The following is a 15087-nucleotide window of genomic DNA, read 5'->3' as shown; positions in this document are numbered from 1 at the left end:
GCGGTCGGAGGGCGAGCGCTCCGGGGGCGCGCCCCGTCAGGGCGCTTGGCAGAACTTGTTGATGTTGTCGACGAGGGGATCTTCCTGCTTGATCGCCTTCTCGATCGACGCCTGGGCGGCGTTGCTCTTCTCCGCGTCGTTGGCGTCCGCCGCGGTCGCGAGATCGCGCGCCGCCTTGGCGACGTCCTTCGCCATGGCCTGGTACTCGCCCGAGAACTTCTGCAGCTCCGGGGTGGTCAGCTTCACCTGCGCCGCGTCGGCCGCCACCTTGTCCATCGCGTCGGCCATCGCCTTCAGCTCGCTCGACCCGCCCTGGTCGGTGCCGGCCTTGGTGCCTTTCTCGATGCTCTGAACGCCCTTGTTGATGACCTCGATGAGCGCGTTGCACTCCGAGACCTTGTTCTGGCCGCAGCCGCCAGCGCCGGCGACGAGCCCGAGCGCCGCGACGAGCGCTGCGAGGGTGACCTGGGTGCGCATTCTGCTGTGTCTCCTCATGTGGTGAGCGAGGCGGGTCCGCCCATCCCTAAACGCCTAGGCATGAACCCACATTTTGCGGGTACGTTTCAACATGGAATCGGCGATCCGCGTCCACGGCCGCCGCGTGGGTCAGGACCGCACCCGCCAGTTCCCCTGGAAAGTTCGGCCGATGTCGTCGGCTGTCGGATCGGTGATGATGAGCTCCGGCCGCCCGCCTTGCGCGAACACGATCGTGTTCTGCCGGAAGACGCGGCCGAAGGCGATCGCCTCGTCCCGGTCCATGCCGTGGACGAGCCACGCCGGCTCGCGCCAGATGCCCTCCGGCTCCGCCTCGGAGCCGACGCACGGCTCCACCCGGTAACAGCCGAGGATCAGGAGATCGCGGAGGACGTGGTGGCGCTGATCGTTGACCCGGCGCGGGATGAGCATCGAGCGCGGGTTGTAGGCGGTGAGCACCGCGAACTTGCGGGTCAGGAGCTCGGGAAGCCCGGCCTGATCCTGGACGATCTCGCCGTCCAGCGAGACGCGCAGCGTCCCCGCCGGGGTGGGGAACTCGTAGATGGTCGAGAAATACGACCGGAGGAGCGTCTGATCCATCGTGCAGCGGTGGGTGTGAGGGGGCCGCGGCGCTCGGCGCACCGGGTGCGTCGCCTTGCAGAGGGGCCCGTGGCGTGAGCGCCCGGGCCGCCGGGCGCGACGGCGCAGGGTTACCAGAGACGCGCGGCTCTGGCTACTCGCCGGCGCCGCTCGTCGCCAGACCACGCCAGACCACGCCAGAGCCCGGCGCGCGCTTCCCCTGCCCCGCCCGGTGCGCTAAGCGTTCCGCGCGATCGACCGGCCTGCCCGCGCGCACCGCGCCGGCGGCCCTGACCCCCTGCGCCCGATGCCACGATGATCGAGGTCGAGCACCTCTCCAAGTCCTACGGCCCCCACCAGGCGGTGAGCGACCTCTCGTTCCAGGTGAACCAGGGGGAGATCGTCGGATTCCTCGGGCCGAACGGCGCAGGCAAGAGCACGACCCTCCGCATCCTCGCGGGGTTCCTCGGCGCGACGTCCGGCCGGGTGCGGATCGCCGGCCACGACATCACCGAGGAGCCGATGCGCGCGCGGGCCTCGCTCGGGTACATGCCCGAGACCTCGCCGCTCTACCCGGAGATGCGCGTCTCGGAGTACCTCGCGTTCCGCGCCGAGCTGAAGCTCGTGCCGCGGCGCGCGCGCGGCGAAGCCGTCGCGCGCGCCCTCCGCGACGCGCGCGTCGAGGACGTCGCGAGCGTCCTGATCGGCCACCTCTCGAAGGGCTACCGCCAGCGGGTCGGCCTCGCGGACGCGCTCGTCGGCGACCCGCCGCTGCTCATCCTGGACGAGCCGACGGCTGGCCTCGATCCGAACCAGATCCGCGAGGTGCGCGCGCTCGTGCGCCGGCTCGGCCGTGACCGCACGGTGCTCCTCTCGACACACATCCTCTCCGAGGTCGAGGCGACGTGCACACGGGCGCTCGTGATCGCCCGCGGGAGGCTCGTGGCGGAGGGCTCGATCGACGAGATCCGCGCGATGCGCCGGTCGTCCGGCGCGCGCGTCGTCGTGCGCGGGACGGCGGACGCGGCGCTCGCGGTGGCGCGCGGCGCGGCGCAGGTCCGCTCGGCCGAGGCGGAGGACGCCGGCGAAGCGGCGCGGCTCACGGTCGAGTTCGACGCCGGCGCCGACGCGGGCGAGGCCGCCGAGCGCCTCGTCGCCGCGCTGGTCGCCGCGGGCCTCGGGGTGCGCGAGCTCGTCCCCTGGGCCCCTTCGCTGGAGCAGGTCTTCTCCGAGCTGACCGCGGCCGACGACGCCGGCGCGCGGGGCGGCGCCGGAGAGCCGGCCAGATCCGGGGCGGAGGGCGGCGAGGCGCCTCGGCCGGCGGCCGGGAACCGGAAGAAGAAGGGCAGCGCGGCCCGGCGCGGCGAGGGCGGCGCGAAGGAGCAGCGGTGAGGGGCTTCTGGCCGATCTTCAAGCGGGAGCTCTTCTCGCTCTTCGTGACGCCGCTCGCGTGGGTGCTGATCACCACGTTCCTGCTGGTGCAGGGCGTGCACTTTTTCCTGATCGCGACGCAGTTCGCCGGCGAGGTGGAGCTCTCCGCCGACACGGGCCCGGTGCAGGTCTTCTTCGGCCAGACGATCCTGATCTACCTGCCGCTGCTCTTCGTCTGCCCGCTGCTCACGATGCGGCTCTTCGCGGAGGAGCGCAGGAGCGGCACCATCGAGGCGCTCCTCACGGCGCCGGTCGGCTCCGCCGGCGTGGTGCTGGCGAAGTACGCCGCGGCCCTCGTGACGTACGTCGCGATGTGGGCGCCGACGCTGCTCTACGTCGTCCTCATCGGCAGGACCGGCGAGCTCGACTGGCGGGTCGTGGGGTCGAGCTACCTCGCCGTCTTCGCGGTCGGCGCCGGCTACCTCGCGATCGGGACGATGACCAGCGCGCTCACGAAGAGCCAGCTCATGGCCGCGGTGCTCAGCACGATGGCGGTGATGGGCATGTTCATCCTCGGCATCGGCGAGTTCATCTTCCCGGACGGCCCGGCCCACGACCTCTGCGCTTACGTCTCGGTGTGGACGCAGATGAACGACTTCTCCCGCGGGATCGTCGATCTGCGCCGCCTCGTGTTCGACGGGACGGTGGTCGCGCTGCCGCTGTTCGTGACCGTGCGCGCGGTGGACGCGTGGAGGTGGGGCTGATGTCCGGGGAGCGGCCCGCGCAAGCTGGGGCTCCGCCGCCGGGCACCTCGCTCGGCGAGAAGCTCTCGACGAGCGTCGGGATCATCGCGGCGATGGTGCTCGCGGTGCTGGTCAACTTGCTCGTCGCCCGCCACTACAGGCGCTGGGACTGGACGCAGGGCGGCCTGTACACGCTGAGCGACGCGACCGTCTCGACGCTGCGCTCGATCGAGGAGCCGATCCGCGTCTACGTCCTGCTCTCGGAGGGCGACCCCCTGACGCTCTCGGTGCGGCACCTGCTCGACGCGTACCGGGCCGAGAACCCGCGGATCGAGGTCCAGGTGACCGATCCCGACCGGCGCCCGGCGGAGTTCCTGGCGGTGCAGCAGCGCTACGGCGTCGTCGCGGGCAAGACGGACGACGGGCGCATCGTCACGGACGCGGCGATCATCGTCGCGCGCGGCGATCGGCCCCATTTCCTGACGGCGAGCGACCTGGTCGAGGTCGAGGGCGAGGACGACCTGCGGTCGCGCCCGCGGCTCGAGCAGGCGCTCACCGGCGCGCTCAGGAGCGTCCTGCGCAGCGAGCGGCCGCTGATCTGCTTCGCGGCCGGGCACGGCGAGAAGTCGATCGAGGCCGGCGGCGCCGGCGGGCTCGCGGCGCTGAAGGACCGGCTCAACAAGAACAACTACGAGGTCGTGGCGCTCGGCGGCGGCCGCGGCGCGGATGGGCACGGCCACGACGAGGAGGAGGAGGCTTTCGCCGCGCCGCCGGAGCCCGCGCCGGAGGTCGATCTCGACCGCTGCCGGGTGCTCGTCCTCGCCGGGCCGAGCCAGCCGGTGCCGGCCAGCGACGTGGCCCGCTACCGCGCGTTCATCGAGAAGGGCGGCAGCGCGCTGATCGCGCTCGGGCCCGTGCCGGACGAGAGCGATCAGCGGTACGTGGACCTCGGGCTCTCGGGCCTGCTCGCCGTGGCAGGGGTCGAGCTCCGGTCGGATTTCGTGTTCGAGCTCGACCCGAAGCTCCGGTCGACGCAGGGCTTCGGCGAGACCTTCGCGCCGATCATCAGGCCGCACCCGATCACCGAGGGGCTCATCAAGGCGGCCGATCTCGGGCTCGGCCCGGTGCTCACGGTGGCGAGCTCGCTCGCGCCCACGGCGAGCGGGCCGGTGGTCCCGGCGCCTCTGCTCGTGACGAGCGACCAGGCCTTCGGCATGGTCGATTTCTTCAGCTGGGCCCGGGATCCGTCCGAGCCGAAGCCGCGTGACGGCGATCACCCGGGTCCGCTCACGGTCGCGTGCGCCTCGGAGCTGCCGAAGCCCGCGGGGTCCAGCGCAGCGCACGGGCCGCGCGTCGTGGTGGTCGGCTCGCCCGGCGTGCTCTACGGCGCGAACTGGCAGAGCCCCGAGCTCCGCGGGACAGCCGTGCTCGTCGAGAGCGCGCTGTCCTGGCTCGCGGCGAGCCCGCCCATGCTCGACATCCCGGACAAGCCGGCGTTCACGGCGGGCCTGCGGATCAGCGAGGACTCGCTCGCCGGGATCTTCCGCTACGTCATCGTGTACATGCCGCTCGCCGCGGCCCTGCTCGGCCTCGCCGTGTACCTGGCGCGGCGCGGCTCCGAGCGCCGCCCCGGCGACAAGGGGGGCCCCGGCGCGCCGGCCGGACGCGGCGCGCGCGGCGCGTCGGCCGAGGCCGAGCGCGAAGGATCGCCGTGATGCGGCCGCTGCGCCGGCACGCGACGACGCTGATCCTGGTCGCGCTCGCCGCCGCGGCGGCCGTCGCGCTGCTCGTCCTCGACCGGGGCTCGGTGTCCACCGACGAGGCCGAGCGCCGCAAGAAGCACCTGATCGAGGCGTGGCGGCCCGACGAGATCACCGAGCTCACCGTGACGATGGCCGCGCCCGGCGCGCCGCGGACCGCGCGGCTCACCCGCGGCGAGGTCGACGACGCCGGCCAGCGCCCCTGGAACGTCGAGATCGACGGGCAGCGCTACCCGGCCGACGAGCCCACGGTCGACCAGCTCCTCGGCACGCTGGAGTTCGCGACCGCGGAGCGGCGCGTCTCCGCGGAGGCGAGCGACCCGGCCGCCCTCGGCCTGGCCTCGCCCAGGCTCTCGATCGCGCTCGCGATGGGCCCGCGCCGCGAGCGCCTGCTGCTCGGCGGCGGCTCCCCGACGCCGCCCGGCGCGGTCTACGCCGAGGTCGCGGGCCGAGGCGTCTTCGTCATCACGAAGCAGCTCGCCTCGGCCCTCGACGTGGCGCCGGATCGCTTCCGCTCGCGGAGCTTCGTCCCCTACGTCGCCGCGGAGCTCTCGGGCCTCACGCTCGACGGCGACGGCGGATCGCGGCGGTTCTCGCGCGCCCCCTGGGGCGGCGGCCGCGGGGCCGGCTTCCGCTTCGCGGAGGGCTCGCCCGAGGGCAGCGGCGTCCGGGTCAGCGCGCCGGCGCTCGACCTCGTGCTCTCGGCGCTCGGCCGCATGCAGGCCGAGGATTTCCTCTCCGAGGAGGAAGCGCAGCAGGCCGCGGCGTCCGGCGGCCCCCGGGTCACGCTGACGCTGGAGCCGAGCGATCCCGCGGCGAAGCGCGGCGTGATCGACGTGGGCGGCGCCTGCCCGGGTCGGCCCGACCACGTCGTCGCGGCGCGGCGCGAGCCCGCGCGCGCGGTGGCCTGCGTGCCCGCGAGCGTGCTCGAGCCGCTCACCGAGGAGGCGTCGCGCTTCGTCGATCACGCGCTGGTCGCCGCGCCGCTCGACGAGGTCGCCGAGGTGAAGCTCGCCGCCGGCGAGCGTTCGCTGGAGCTCGCGCGTGCGGGCGGCGAGTGGCACCTGCGGGCCCCGCAGGACCGGCCTGTCCCCACGGAGACGGGCCGCGCCCTGGTCCAGGCGATCCTCGACGTCCGCGCCACGCGCCTCCTGCCCGGGGCGAGCGATCTCGCGGCGCTCGGCCTCGCCTCGCCTCGGACCACCCTCCGCGTCGTCTCGACGCCGCCGGGCGCGGTCGCCGAGGGCGAGCCGCAGGAGCGGATCGAGACGCTCGAGATCGGCGCCGAGCAGGCCGGCGTGGTGCACGTCCGGCGGCTCGAGGACGGCGCGATCGCCGAGATCCCGGCCCTGGCCGCCGGCGCGCTCCTCCCTTCCGAGGTGTCGCTGCGCTCCATGAAGGTGTTCGATTTCACCCCCGATCAGGTCATCGCGCTGCGGATCGAGCGCCCCGGCCTGGTCCAGCGGCTCCGCCGGACGGGCGAGGGCGCCTGGCGGCTCGTCGAGCCGACCGGCGAGGGCCTCGCGGCCGACAGCGGGCTGGCGGACGAGCTCGCCGAGCTGCTCGCCGGCCTCCAGGCCGAGCGCTGGATCGCCGAGGATGCTGGCCCGAGCTACGGGCTCGGCGCGCCCCGGCTCGTGGTCGAGGCCGAGCTCGACCCCGCTCCGGAGCCCGGCGGTGGAAGCACCGGCGCGGCGACGCGCGCGGCCCGGGTGGCGCTCGGTGCACGCGCTGGCGCGGGCTCCTTCGCGCGCGCCGGGGACGGCGCTGCGGTGTTCGTCGCGCCGCCGGCGCTGGAGGCCGCGGCCGGTCGCCTGCTGCTCCGCCGCGACGTCTTCCTCGTCCCGCCGCACGAGATCGCGCGGGTGACGCTGGCCCCTCGGGGCGCGAAGCCGGTCGTGATCGAGCGCTCGCCGGAGGGCTTCACGATCGCGGGAGCGGCCGTTCAGGCGAGCGCCGCCGCGCTGGCCGCGAGCGTCCGGGACGCGCTGGCCGATCTTCGGGCCGAAAGCGCCGTCGCGCTGGGCGAGCCGGAGCGGCACCATGGCCTCAGCCCGCCGCGCCTCCGGGTCACCGTCGAGCTTTCCCGGCCGCAGGCCGCCCCGGGGGAGGAAAGCGCCGCCGTCCCGCCGCGGGCGCCGACGGGGTCGTTCACGATCGCGATCGGCGCCGGCGACGCCTTCCGCGGCACGAACGTCGTCTACGCCCGGCGCGACGGCGTGCGCGCGGTCTACGCCATCGCGCAGTCCCGGGTGCGACCGCTCCTCGAGGCGGCGGGCATCGCGGGCGACTGAGCGGTCCGCGGCCCGATCGAACGGACTATTTCGTTCTGATGGCTCACCTGTGCTAGGCGACGTGCTGGACATGGCGAAGGCGGACATGGCGAAGAGGCAGCGCCCGCTGACGGTCGACATCCCCCGTCCCGGCGATGAGCAGCCGGTCTGGTCGCGGGTGGGGGTGATCGCGCTGGTGGGGTTTGTCGTCGGCGTCGCGTGGCCCAAGCTCGCCGGCGTCCGCATCGGCCCGACCGTGCCTTCCGACGTCAAGGCGACGGCCGAGGCCACGGCGGCGCCGGCGTCCCCTCCCCCCGCGGCAGCGGCGCCCGGGACCGCGGAGCCCGAGGCCAAGCCCCCCGAGGCCGCCGCGAAGAACCAGCAGCAGGTCGTGGTCGGCCCCGGCAGGATCACGCGTTGCTCCGACAAGAAGAACAAGAAGGTCGAGGACTGCGGAGAGCTCCAGTTCGATCCGATCGCGCTGCCCCGGCTGAAGGAGCTCGCCCAGTGCCCGGCGGCGCTCGGCGTGGACGGCAAGCTCCCGATCGGCTTCGAGCTCAACTTCGAGAAGAAGGAGGTCCAGGTCGTCAAGGGGAAGAAGACGAGCCTGCCGGCCTCGACGGTCAGCGGCATTCTCCAGTGCGCAGCGCGGGAGTTCTCGAACGTGTCCCTCGAGGAAGTCCCGCACAAGTACCGCCGGTACTCCCTCGTTTACACTGCCACCTTCTATCCCCCGGGCGCGCAGTCCGACACCGCCAAGGCGGAGGCCGGCGGCGGCGAACAGGAGCAGGCCGCCGGCACGACCACGAGCGAGACCGCCGTGAGCGGCCTGGCCACGGTGAGCTGGGATACTGCGCTCGTCCGCGGCGCGCCCAAGGAGGGTGATGTGGTGATGCGGCTGGTGCGTGGCACTCGGGTCAAGCTCGTTGGCCGGCAGAACGATTGGTACAAGATCGAGCACCGCGGCAAGACGGGGTGGATGTACCGCGGCGCCATCGGCCTGTAACCGGGGGCCGCGAGCGTCGGCCTGAGGGGAGACGCGCAGGCGGCTTCAGGCGCGGATTCCAGGGCCGCACCCGGGCGAGGGCGCGTCGGTTCGCGTAGAATGGTTGGGGCCGATGACGCGCAAGTTCTCGCTCCCCCTGCTCCACCTCGCCCGCGCCGACCGCGCGACGGCGCCTGCGTCGGCCACGCCCACGGTGGACGCGGTGCGTGAGCGCCTCGGCGGGCGCGCGTCGACCGAGCCCGGCGTGGGCGAGCTGGTCCTGTTGACCACCGCCACGGGCAAGGCGCTCCCCGGCGTGGTCCTGTACAGGGGTGGCACCACCGTCGATGTGTGGATTGACACCACCACAACGGCATCATCCACCCCGGACGAAGCGCGAGGCCTGGGCCTCGCGAACCCCGTGACCCGCCGGGGCGTTGTTCACCGAGCGCGCCCTGTCGACCTCACGCCGTTGCGCGTCGCTGCGCCCGAGTCGCTGATCGCCATCGCGGCCGACGCGCGCGTCTTCGCGGCCCTGAGCGAGGGCCAGCGCATCCGGTTTCAAGACGGCGGCGATCTCGCCGAAGGCACGCTGGTGGAGAAGTGCCGCTTCGGCGGCCTGGTGCGGCGCGACGATGGCACCCTCCTCGGCGTCGGCTTTCGCCGGCTCTGGCCGGCGCAGTCCGAAGGAGCGAGACGGGGCCAGCGGAACTGAGAGGGAGAGGGAGACGGTATCGCACACTGGCCAGCTCCCTGGCGCACGTGCGGCTTGTGCCTCCTCCGCGGACGCGATAAGAGGGCCACCGTCATCGTAGCTCGCGCGCTGCGCGTCCAGGTCGGAGGATACCCCTTGAAGCTCGCCCCCTCGTTCACGATCGCCCTCGCGCTCGCCATGCTTCCGGGCTGTGGTGCTTCGCTGTCCGGCCTGTGCGACGACAAGTGCGATTGCACTGGCTCGTGCAGCGAAAGAGACCAGGTGGAGTGCGTGGACGCCCTCGAGGACGCCGAGAGATCCGCGGAGTACGACGGCTGCGAGGACCAGTTCGACGAGGCCATCTCCTGCATCGACGATGAGTTCGTGTGCGACGGCAGAGACGTCGCCATCGCCGGGTGTAACACGGTGATAGAGAACCTGCGCGAGTGCGCCGGACTGCCCGTGTCCGCCGCCGTCGTGGCCCAGTTCTTCTTCTGATCGACGGCCGGCGCCGAACCTGTCACGCGCGCCCGCGTGGCTGCTCTGCGCCCCTCGTGACAGGGCACCTCGCGCGAGGTGCGCTCGCGGTTGCGTTGCGGCAGGCCTCGCGCGGCGCCTACCGTCGCATCTTCCTGCCAGCTGCTCCCGCGCGCGGAGGGCCTTTCCGGTCGCCAGGGTTCGATCGAAGCAGCGCCCGGCGCGCGCCGAGAGGGCGAGATCGCTTATTCGCCGAGGTGGGTGCGGACCTTCGTGAGCAGCATATTGCTGTCGAAAGGCTTGATGAGGTAGTCGGTACACCCGTTCGCGAAGCCGATCTTGATGCTCGTCTGATCGCTCCTCGTCGTCATCATGATGATCGGCACGGTCTTCGTCGCATCGAACGCGCGGAGCCACCTGCAGGCCTGGAAGCCGTCCATCGCCGGCATGACGACGTCCATCAGGATGAGATCGGGGCGCTCCGCGATCGCCTTCGCGATGGCCTCCTTGCCGTTGCGCGCGATGACGATGTCGTAGTCGTCCACCCCGAGCGTCAGCTGCTGTGACAGCAGCGAAGTCAGCGAGTCGTCGACGACGAGGATCTTCTTCTTTCGAGCGGTCTCGCTGGCCTGGCTACTTGGCGCGGACGGCCGGCTCCGCGGCGCCGAGTCGGAAGCGGAGGCCGTTTCCGGAGAGCTCTTTCGCGAGGAGTCGACACGACGATCGGCCATGAGGGAGCCTCCATGAGGAGGCGCCGTTCCCTGGGGCGCCTCCCGAGTGTTCAGGTTGCAACGAGTGATCCCCCTGTCACCTTATCAGGATCGCTACCGCACCGGAACCAAGTTCCACTGTCACCCGATGTGGCCAAACCCGCGAAAGTACTCCTGAACAGACCGCTGCGCGCTCACCCGCAGCGAGCCGCCGAGGCCAGCTGGCGAGAGGAGGAGTTACTCGCAAACCTGCGAACCCACGACAAGCGGCTGCGCCGTGCAGAACGGCTGCTCACGCTAGCGTGTGAGGACGGTACGGCGGCGTTTGCTCGCCGGTCTAAGCAAGAGAACGGTAGTGCCCAGGGACGGAATCGAACCGCCCACACGAGGATTTTCAATCCTCTGCTCTACCAACTGAGCTACCTGGGCTTGCTGCGGGCCCCGCGCTTACGCCGGAAGCGTCGGTCACGGGCGGGCTACGTTACGCGGATGTAGCTGAATGTCAAGGATTTCTTCTGCGCTCCGCCGCGCTCCCCGTGGGCCGCCCGCCTGCGGCGGGCGCGGAGCGGAGCGATCACCCGGCCGTGTCGTCGGGCGCGATGTGCTGGTCGTGCTCGTGCCAGCTCGCGGAGCGATCGAGCAGCCGGAAGGCGGCCGCGAGCCACGAGGCGCGCAGGTAGGCCGCGGCGGCGAGCGCCGCGAGCTGCGCGGCGAACGCGGCCGCGACGCGCGGGCCGGAGCTGACCCCGGCGAGGTGCATGCCCCACGCCCCGCCGGCGAGCGCGACGACCGCGAGGGCGCCCCGGTACGCACAGGCCCAGACGGCCGCGAGCGGAGCACCACGCAGCGCGTCGAGCCCTCTGGAGACGGCGGTATAGAAGCCACGCAGCTCGCCGACCACGGCGACCCGCGCGAGATCGTGGAGCAGGCCGATGGCCGCGACCGGTACCAGCGCGACGACGGCGACGGCAATCGCCGCAAGATCGCGGCCGCGCGGCAGGATCGGGAGCTCCGCGCAGAGCTTCGTCCCGGGGAGCAGGACGAGCGCCGCAGCGGCGACCTGCGCCGCGAGCGCGACGCCCCAGAGCAGCGCGAGCGGGCCCAGGGCGCGCGCCGCGCGGCCTCCCAGGTCCTGCGCAGAGAGCGGTCCCTTCTGGCTCAGCGCGGCGAGGAGCACCGCGAGCGGGAGCAGCCCGAGCGCGGCGGCCAGCAGGGTTCCCAGGCCGAGCTGCGTGGCGAGGGCAGCGGCGGCGTGCGCCGAGAGACGCGCGAGCTCGCTGAGCATCAGGCCGCCGGGATCGAAGAGGATCGCGTCGCCGCGCGGGTATCCGCCGACGATCTCGGCCACGAAGACGGACAGCGGCGCCGCGACCACGAGCGAGGCGAGCGCCCGGTAGCCGAAGTACAGCGCGACCGCGGCTGGCCGCTCGTGCGCGGCGGGGCGCCCCACCGCGCGCCGCGTGCGCCCGGGCTCGGCCACCGCGGCCCCCTGCGAGCCCGGATCGCTCGCGCCCCGCTCCGCCGGCGCGCTCATGGTCCGAGGAGCGTGAGCGCGAGCCCCACGGCGAAGCTCGCGCGCGAGAGCACGCCGGGCGCGAGGAGGTCGGGGCGCGCTCGGCGCGCGTTGTTCGCGAGGTCCTCGTCGAGCAGCACCCGGTGATCGGGGTCGATCACCACCGCGGCGAGCGGAGAGGCGCCGGCGTAAGGGATCGCGGCGGTGCTCTCGCGCGCATCCCACCGCGCCCGCTGCACGCTCCCGTCCTCGCCGTGCAGCGCGACGTCGACGGGGAGCACGAGCGAGCCGCGGCGCCGCACGACGGCGCGACCGCGGTAGCCCGCCGCCTCGATCCCGGCCTCGGCCGCCGCGGGCGCCGCGCTGTCCGCGGGCCATGCGTCGAACGCCTCGACGGTGTAGTCGACCCACGCGCGCTCGAAGAGCCCGGCTCGGAGAGCCTCGGCCGCCTCGTCGCCCACCTCCCGCCGCACCGCGTCGAGCAGCGCCTCGGGGCCGGGGTGCCGGAACCGGTTCTCGCGTGCGTAGCGGCCGACGGCGCGCTGCACGAGGTCCTCGCCGTACACGCCGGCGAGGGTCGCGAGGAGCACCGCGGGCCTCCCGTACACGAGCCCGAGATAGTCCTTTCCGTCGACGAAGCCCGCGGCCGGCTGGGCGACGGCGCCGTTGTGGCCCGACGTGAGCGCGTCGGCGCGGTACTGCGCGCGGAGGTCGATCTCGAGCCCGAGCAGGCGCGCCCACGAGCCGTCGCCGTAGCGCGCGCGCAGCGCGTCCGCTTCCGCGTAGGTGGTGAGGCCCTCGTCGAGGAACGGGTAGCGGTGCTCGTTCGTCGCGACGAGGCCGTAGAACCACTGGTGCGCGAGCTCGTGCACCGTGACCGCCTCGACGAAGCGCACGCCCACGGCGGGCCAGAGCCAGCTGCCGCCGGTCGTGATGAGCGTCGGATATTCCATGCCGCCCGCCTCCTCGGCGCCCTCCGGCGGGTGCACGATCGTGAGCGTCCCGTACGGGTAGCGGCCGAACGCCGCGCCGAAGCGCTCGAGGCCGAACCGGACCAGGTCGACCTCCAGCGCCGCCTCGCGCTCGCTCCCTTCGGGGAAGAGGCACCGGATCGCGACGCCGTCGCCGGTCGTGGCGCGCAGCTCGCGGAAGCGGTCCCACGCGGCGAACGCGAAGTCGTGCACGTCCTCCTGGACGAACCGGCGGACCGCTCGCCCGTCGGCCCGCCGCTCCTCCACGAGCCGGCCGGTCGCCCCGACCGCGAAGCGCTCGGGGACGTCGACCGTCACGTCGTACGCCCCGAAGTCGGCGTAGAACTCCGAGAGCCGGTGGTAAGGGAAGTGCGCCCAGCGCCCGTCGGGCTCGAGGCGCGCGATCTTCGGGAACCACTGCCCCACCATGTGGAAGCTCCCGTGGTGACCCGTCCTGAGCGCGAGCGATGGGAGGTCCGCGTCCCACGCGAGATCGATCGTGATCGCCTCGCCCGGCGCCACGGCCCGCGGCAGCTCCACCCGGATGTCGGTCTCGTCGTCGGGATCGCCGGGCGTCGTGGGCTTCCCGCGGGGCCACACGTCCGCGCCTTCCATCTCGCGAACCGCGAAGCGGGTCACCCGGATATGCCCGTAATCATAGAGCAGTTCGCCGCCGCGAAAGCCGTCGATGGACGAGCGGAGGAACACGGTGCGCGGGTCCTTGAAGGCGTTCAGGTAGAGGTGGACGAACAGCTCGCGCTGCGGCTCGCGCGACGCGTTCCGCCAGACCAGCGTGCCCTCGCCGTGCATCGTGTGCTCCGCCGGATCGAGGCTCGCGCGCAGCGTGTAGCTCGCGATCGGGTCGGCGTGGGCGAGCTCGGCGGCCGGCGGAGGCGCGGGCGCCGGATGTGCCAGCGCCGTCGCGGCGCTCGCGCCGGAGGGAGCGGCCGGCGACCGCCAAGCCGGAGCGTCGGGCTCGATCGGCTGGACCGTCGAGAGGAGCGACGCGCCCATGCGGCCGGCGAGCAGCGCGAGGAGGAGACCGACAGCGGCCTGGAGAGCCGTGCGCACCGGTGCAACCTAGCGAGCTTGCGGCATCGCGGAAAGGCGGGTCTGGGGTCGCGGCGGTCCGCTCGGAGCGATGAGGCGACGCCGCGACGTCAGGCGAGGCCGGCGCCTAGACGCTGCAGACGATGCCCTCCTGCACGAGCTCGTACAGGAGCCGCAAGGCCTCGAGCGACTGCATGCCCGACACGTCGAGGATCTCGTCGATCGAGCTGTAGCCGTCGATGCACGAGAGAAGAAAGCCCGCGCGGTGATCGAGGTTCAGCGAGCGGAGCTGATCCGGCGACACCGCGAGCCGCAGCACCCGCGAGCCGTCCCCGAGGCGCGACTGGTACATCTGCCGGAGCGTCTCGACGCAGCTGTCCGCGTACTGCCGCGCCATCCGGTCCTTCGGGTTCTCCTCGAGCAGGCCCTCCGCGAGGATGAGCGCACCGCCGAAATCGCCCTGATCGAACCGGTGCTGCATCTGCTCCCGCGGCCCCTGGGCGCTCAGCTGGGGCTCGGTCGCGCGTGAATGAACCCCCTTGTCCGCCTTCGCGACGGCCGCAGGCGCGCGCTCGGTCTCGGATCGGCGCGGAGCGCGCGCCGCGCCCTGCGCCTCGCCCGAGACCCTGTACGAGGTCGAACCGGCGAGCGCCCCCGTCCCGCCGCGGAACGCGGGCTCGTCGTCCTCCACGAGCAGGCCGTAACGGAGCGTGCCGGGCGGCGGCGTGATCGGCGGCTCGTCCATCGGAGGGCCCGGCTCCTCGAACCCCAGATCGAGGCGGAAATCGATGCCCAGCGGCCCGCCGTCGTCCGGACGAGGCACGCGCCCCTTCGCCGCCGGGGGGACGTGGACGTCCCGCGCATCGACCGGCGGGCCACCGAAGACGTCGATCTCGCCGAAGCTGCGCGGGTACGACGGGCTCGGCTCGCGCAGGAGATCGTCGTCGAGCTCCGACCCGAAGTCGCGCTCGGCGTCGAGCGATCCGAACCCCATCCGCCCGCCGGGCCGCGACGGGACCCCGGGCTCGTCGCACTCCAGGCCGAGCCTCGCGGTCTCTCGGCCGGGAGCGCCGTGTTTGCCCGAGAACGAGGAGCCGGGCGGCGGCTCCCAGGGGATCGTCCTGCGCGGCGGCGGGACGGGCGGATACCCCTCCGGCGGAAAGGCCTCCGGAGGGCGGTGCCGCTGGGCGGTGATCTCGGAGCTCGAGTGAGAGCGGCGGGTCATCATCTTTGCCACGTAGTCGCTGACCGGGATCGGCGGCGGGAGCGTGATCTTGCCCTCGCCGTCCGGCTGCAGAGGCGTGCCGGCGGGCGGGGTTTCCATGCGGGGTGAGCCCCTCTCCTCGCGGGCGAGCTCGGCGAGCGCGAGGAGCTCCTCCGAGGCGACCGGTTGGGTGTCCTCGAGCTCGTCCACCTCGTCGAGCCCCCAGGAGGAGTCCAGGGTCTTGGAGTCAGGCGGCACCGACCGCATCGTCTTCCCTCATCGC

Annotated in this window: 13 protein-coding genes and 1 tRNA gene; 7 read left to right on the top strand and 7 right to left on the bottom strand. The window is 73.1% G+C overall.

Annotation, left to right across the window (positions count from 1 at the left end; all coding sequences use genetic code 11):
* Positions 1-36: 36 nt before the first annotated feature.
* Together WMF45_RS14120 and WMF45_RS14115 are read right to left on the bottom strand one after the other, a co-directional pair.
* Positions 37-477 carry a hypothetical protein gene (locus WMF45_RS14120; protein ID WP_437299476.1) on the bottom strand — a complete coding sequence of 147 codons (441 nt, stop codon included), beginning with the start codon at positions 475-477 and terminating at the stop codon, positions 37-39.
* 129 nt (positions 478-606) lie between these two features.
* A complete protein-coding gene (locus WMF45_RS14115) occupies positions 607-1074 on the bottom strand; it encodes a DUF3293 domain-containing protein (protein WP_012235064.1) in 468 nt (155 codons plus the stop codon).
* Positions 1075-1368: 294 nt separating this feature from the next.
* Here WMF45_RS14115 and WMF45_RS14110 point away from each other — a divergent pair, with 294 nt between their 5' ends.
* From WMF45_RS14110 to WMF45_RS14080, 7 genes are all read left to right on the top strand, one after another.
* The gene (locus WMF45_RS14110) at positions 1369-2445 is read left to right on the top strand and encodes an ABC transporter ATP-binding protein (RefSeq protein WP_437717414.1); all 1077 of its coding nucleotides are present in this window, start codon (positions 1369-1371) and stop codon (positions 2443-2445) included.
* Complete coding sequence (locus tag WMF45_RS14105; protein ID WP_012235062.1) at positions 2442-3188, top strand: ABC transporter permease; 747 nt, start codon at positions 2442-2444, stop codon at positions 3186-3188. The genes WMF45_RS14110 and WMF45_RS14105 overlap by 4 nt, the downstream gene beginning before the upstream one ends.
* Positions 3188-4882, top strand: a complete 1695-nt coding sequence (locus tag WMF45_RS14100) for a GldG family protein (protein WP_437717413.1) — start codon at positions 3188-3190, stop codon at positions 4880-4882. Before WMF45_RS14105 ends, WMF45_RS14100 begins: the two co-directional genes overlap by 1 nt.
* Positions 4882-7221: a DUF4340 domain-containing protein gene (locus tag WMF45_RS14095; protein ID WP_437717412.1), complete on the top strand. Its 2340-nt coding sequence runs from the start codon at positions 4882-4884 to the stop codon at positions 7219-7221. Before WMF45_RS14100 ends, WMF45_RS14095 begins: the two co-directional genes overlap by 1 nt.
* Before the next feature lie 70 nt (positions 7222-7291).
* Complete coding sequence (locus tag WMF45_RS14090; RefSeq protein WP_437717411.1) at positions 7292-8206, top strand: SH3 domain-containing protein; 915 nt, start codon at positions 7292-7294, stop codon at positions 8204-8206.
* 112 nt (positions 8207-8318) lie between these two features.
* Positions 8319-8900, top strand: a complete 582-nt coding sequence (locus WMF45_RS14085; RefSeq protein WP_437717410.1) for a hypothetical protein — start codon at positions 8319-8321, stop codon at positions 8898-8900.
* A gap of 135 nt (positions 8901-9035) precedes the next feature.
* Positions 9036-9377, top strand: coding sequence for a hypothetical protein (locus tag WMF45_RS14080; RefSeq protein WP_437717409.1), 342 nt, complete (start codon positions 9036-9038; stop codon positions 9375-9377).
* A gap of 224 nt (positions 9378-9601) precedes the next feature.
* On the opposite strand, the gene WMF45_RS14075 is transcribed toward WMF45_RS14080, so the two are convergent.
* The 5 genes from WMF45_RS14075 to WMF45_RS14055 all read right to left on the bottom strand — a co-directional run bounded on the left by WMF45_RS14075 (position 9602) and on the right by WMF45_RS14055 (position 15062).
* A complete protein-coding gene (locus WMF45_RS14075) occupies positions 9602-10087 on the bottom strand; it encodes a response regulator (RefSeq protein WP_437717408.1) in 486 nt (161 codons plus the stop codon).
* A 335-nt stretch (positions 10088-10422) separates the two neighbouring features.
* Positions 10423-10495 (bottom strand) — tRNA-Phe (locus WMF45_RS14070).
* A 145-nt stretch (positions 10496-10640) separates the two neighbouring features.
* Entirely contained in the window at positions 10641-11600 is a 960-nt protein-coding gene (locus WMF45_RS14065; RefSeq protein ID WP_437717407.1) for a hypothetical protein, read from the bottom strand.
* Entirely contained in the window at positions 11597-13621 is a 2025-nt protein-coding gene (locus tag WMF45_RS14060; RefSeq protein ID WP_437717406.1) for a M1 family metallopeptidase, read from the bottom strand. The genes WMF45_RS14065 and WMF45_RS14060 overlap by 4 nt, the downstream gene beginning before the upstream one ends.
* A 106-nt stretch (positions 13622-13727) precedes the next feature.
* Complete coding sequence (locus WMF45_RS14055; RefSeq protein WP_437717405.1) at positions 13728-15062, bottom strand: hypothetical protein; 1335 nt, start codon at positions 15060-15062, stop codon at positions 13728-13730.
* Between the last annotated feature and the right edge of the window lie 25 nt (positions 15063-15087).

Source organism: Sorangium sp. So ce448 (assembly GCF_051520915.1).
Taxonomy (GTDB): Bacteria; Myxococcota_A; Polyangia; order Polyangiales; family Polyangiaceae; genus Sorangium; species Sorangium cellulosum_B.
This window is presented reverse-complemented; position numbering and strand designations above follow the sequence as displayed.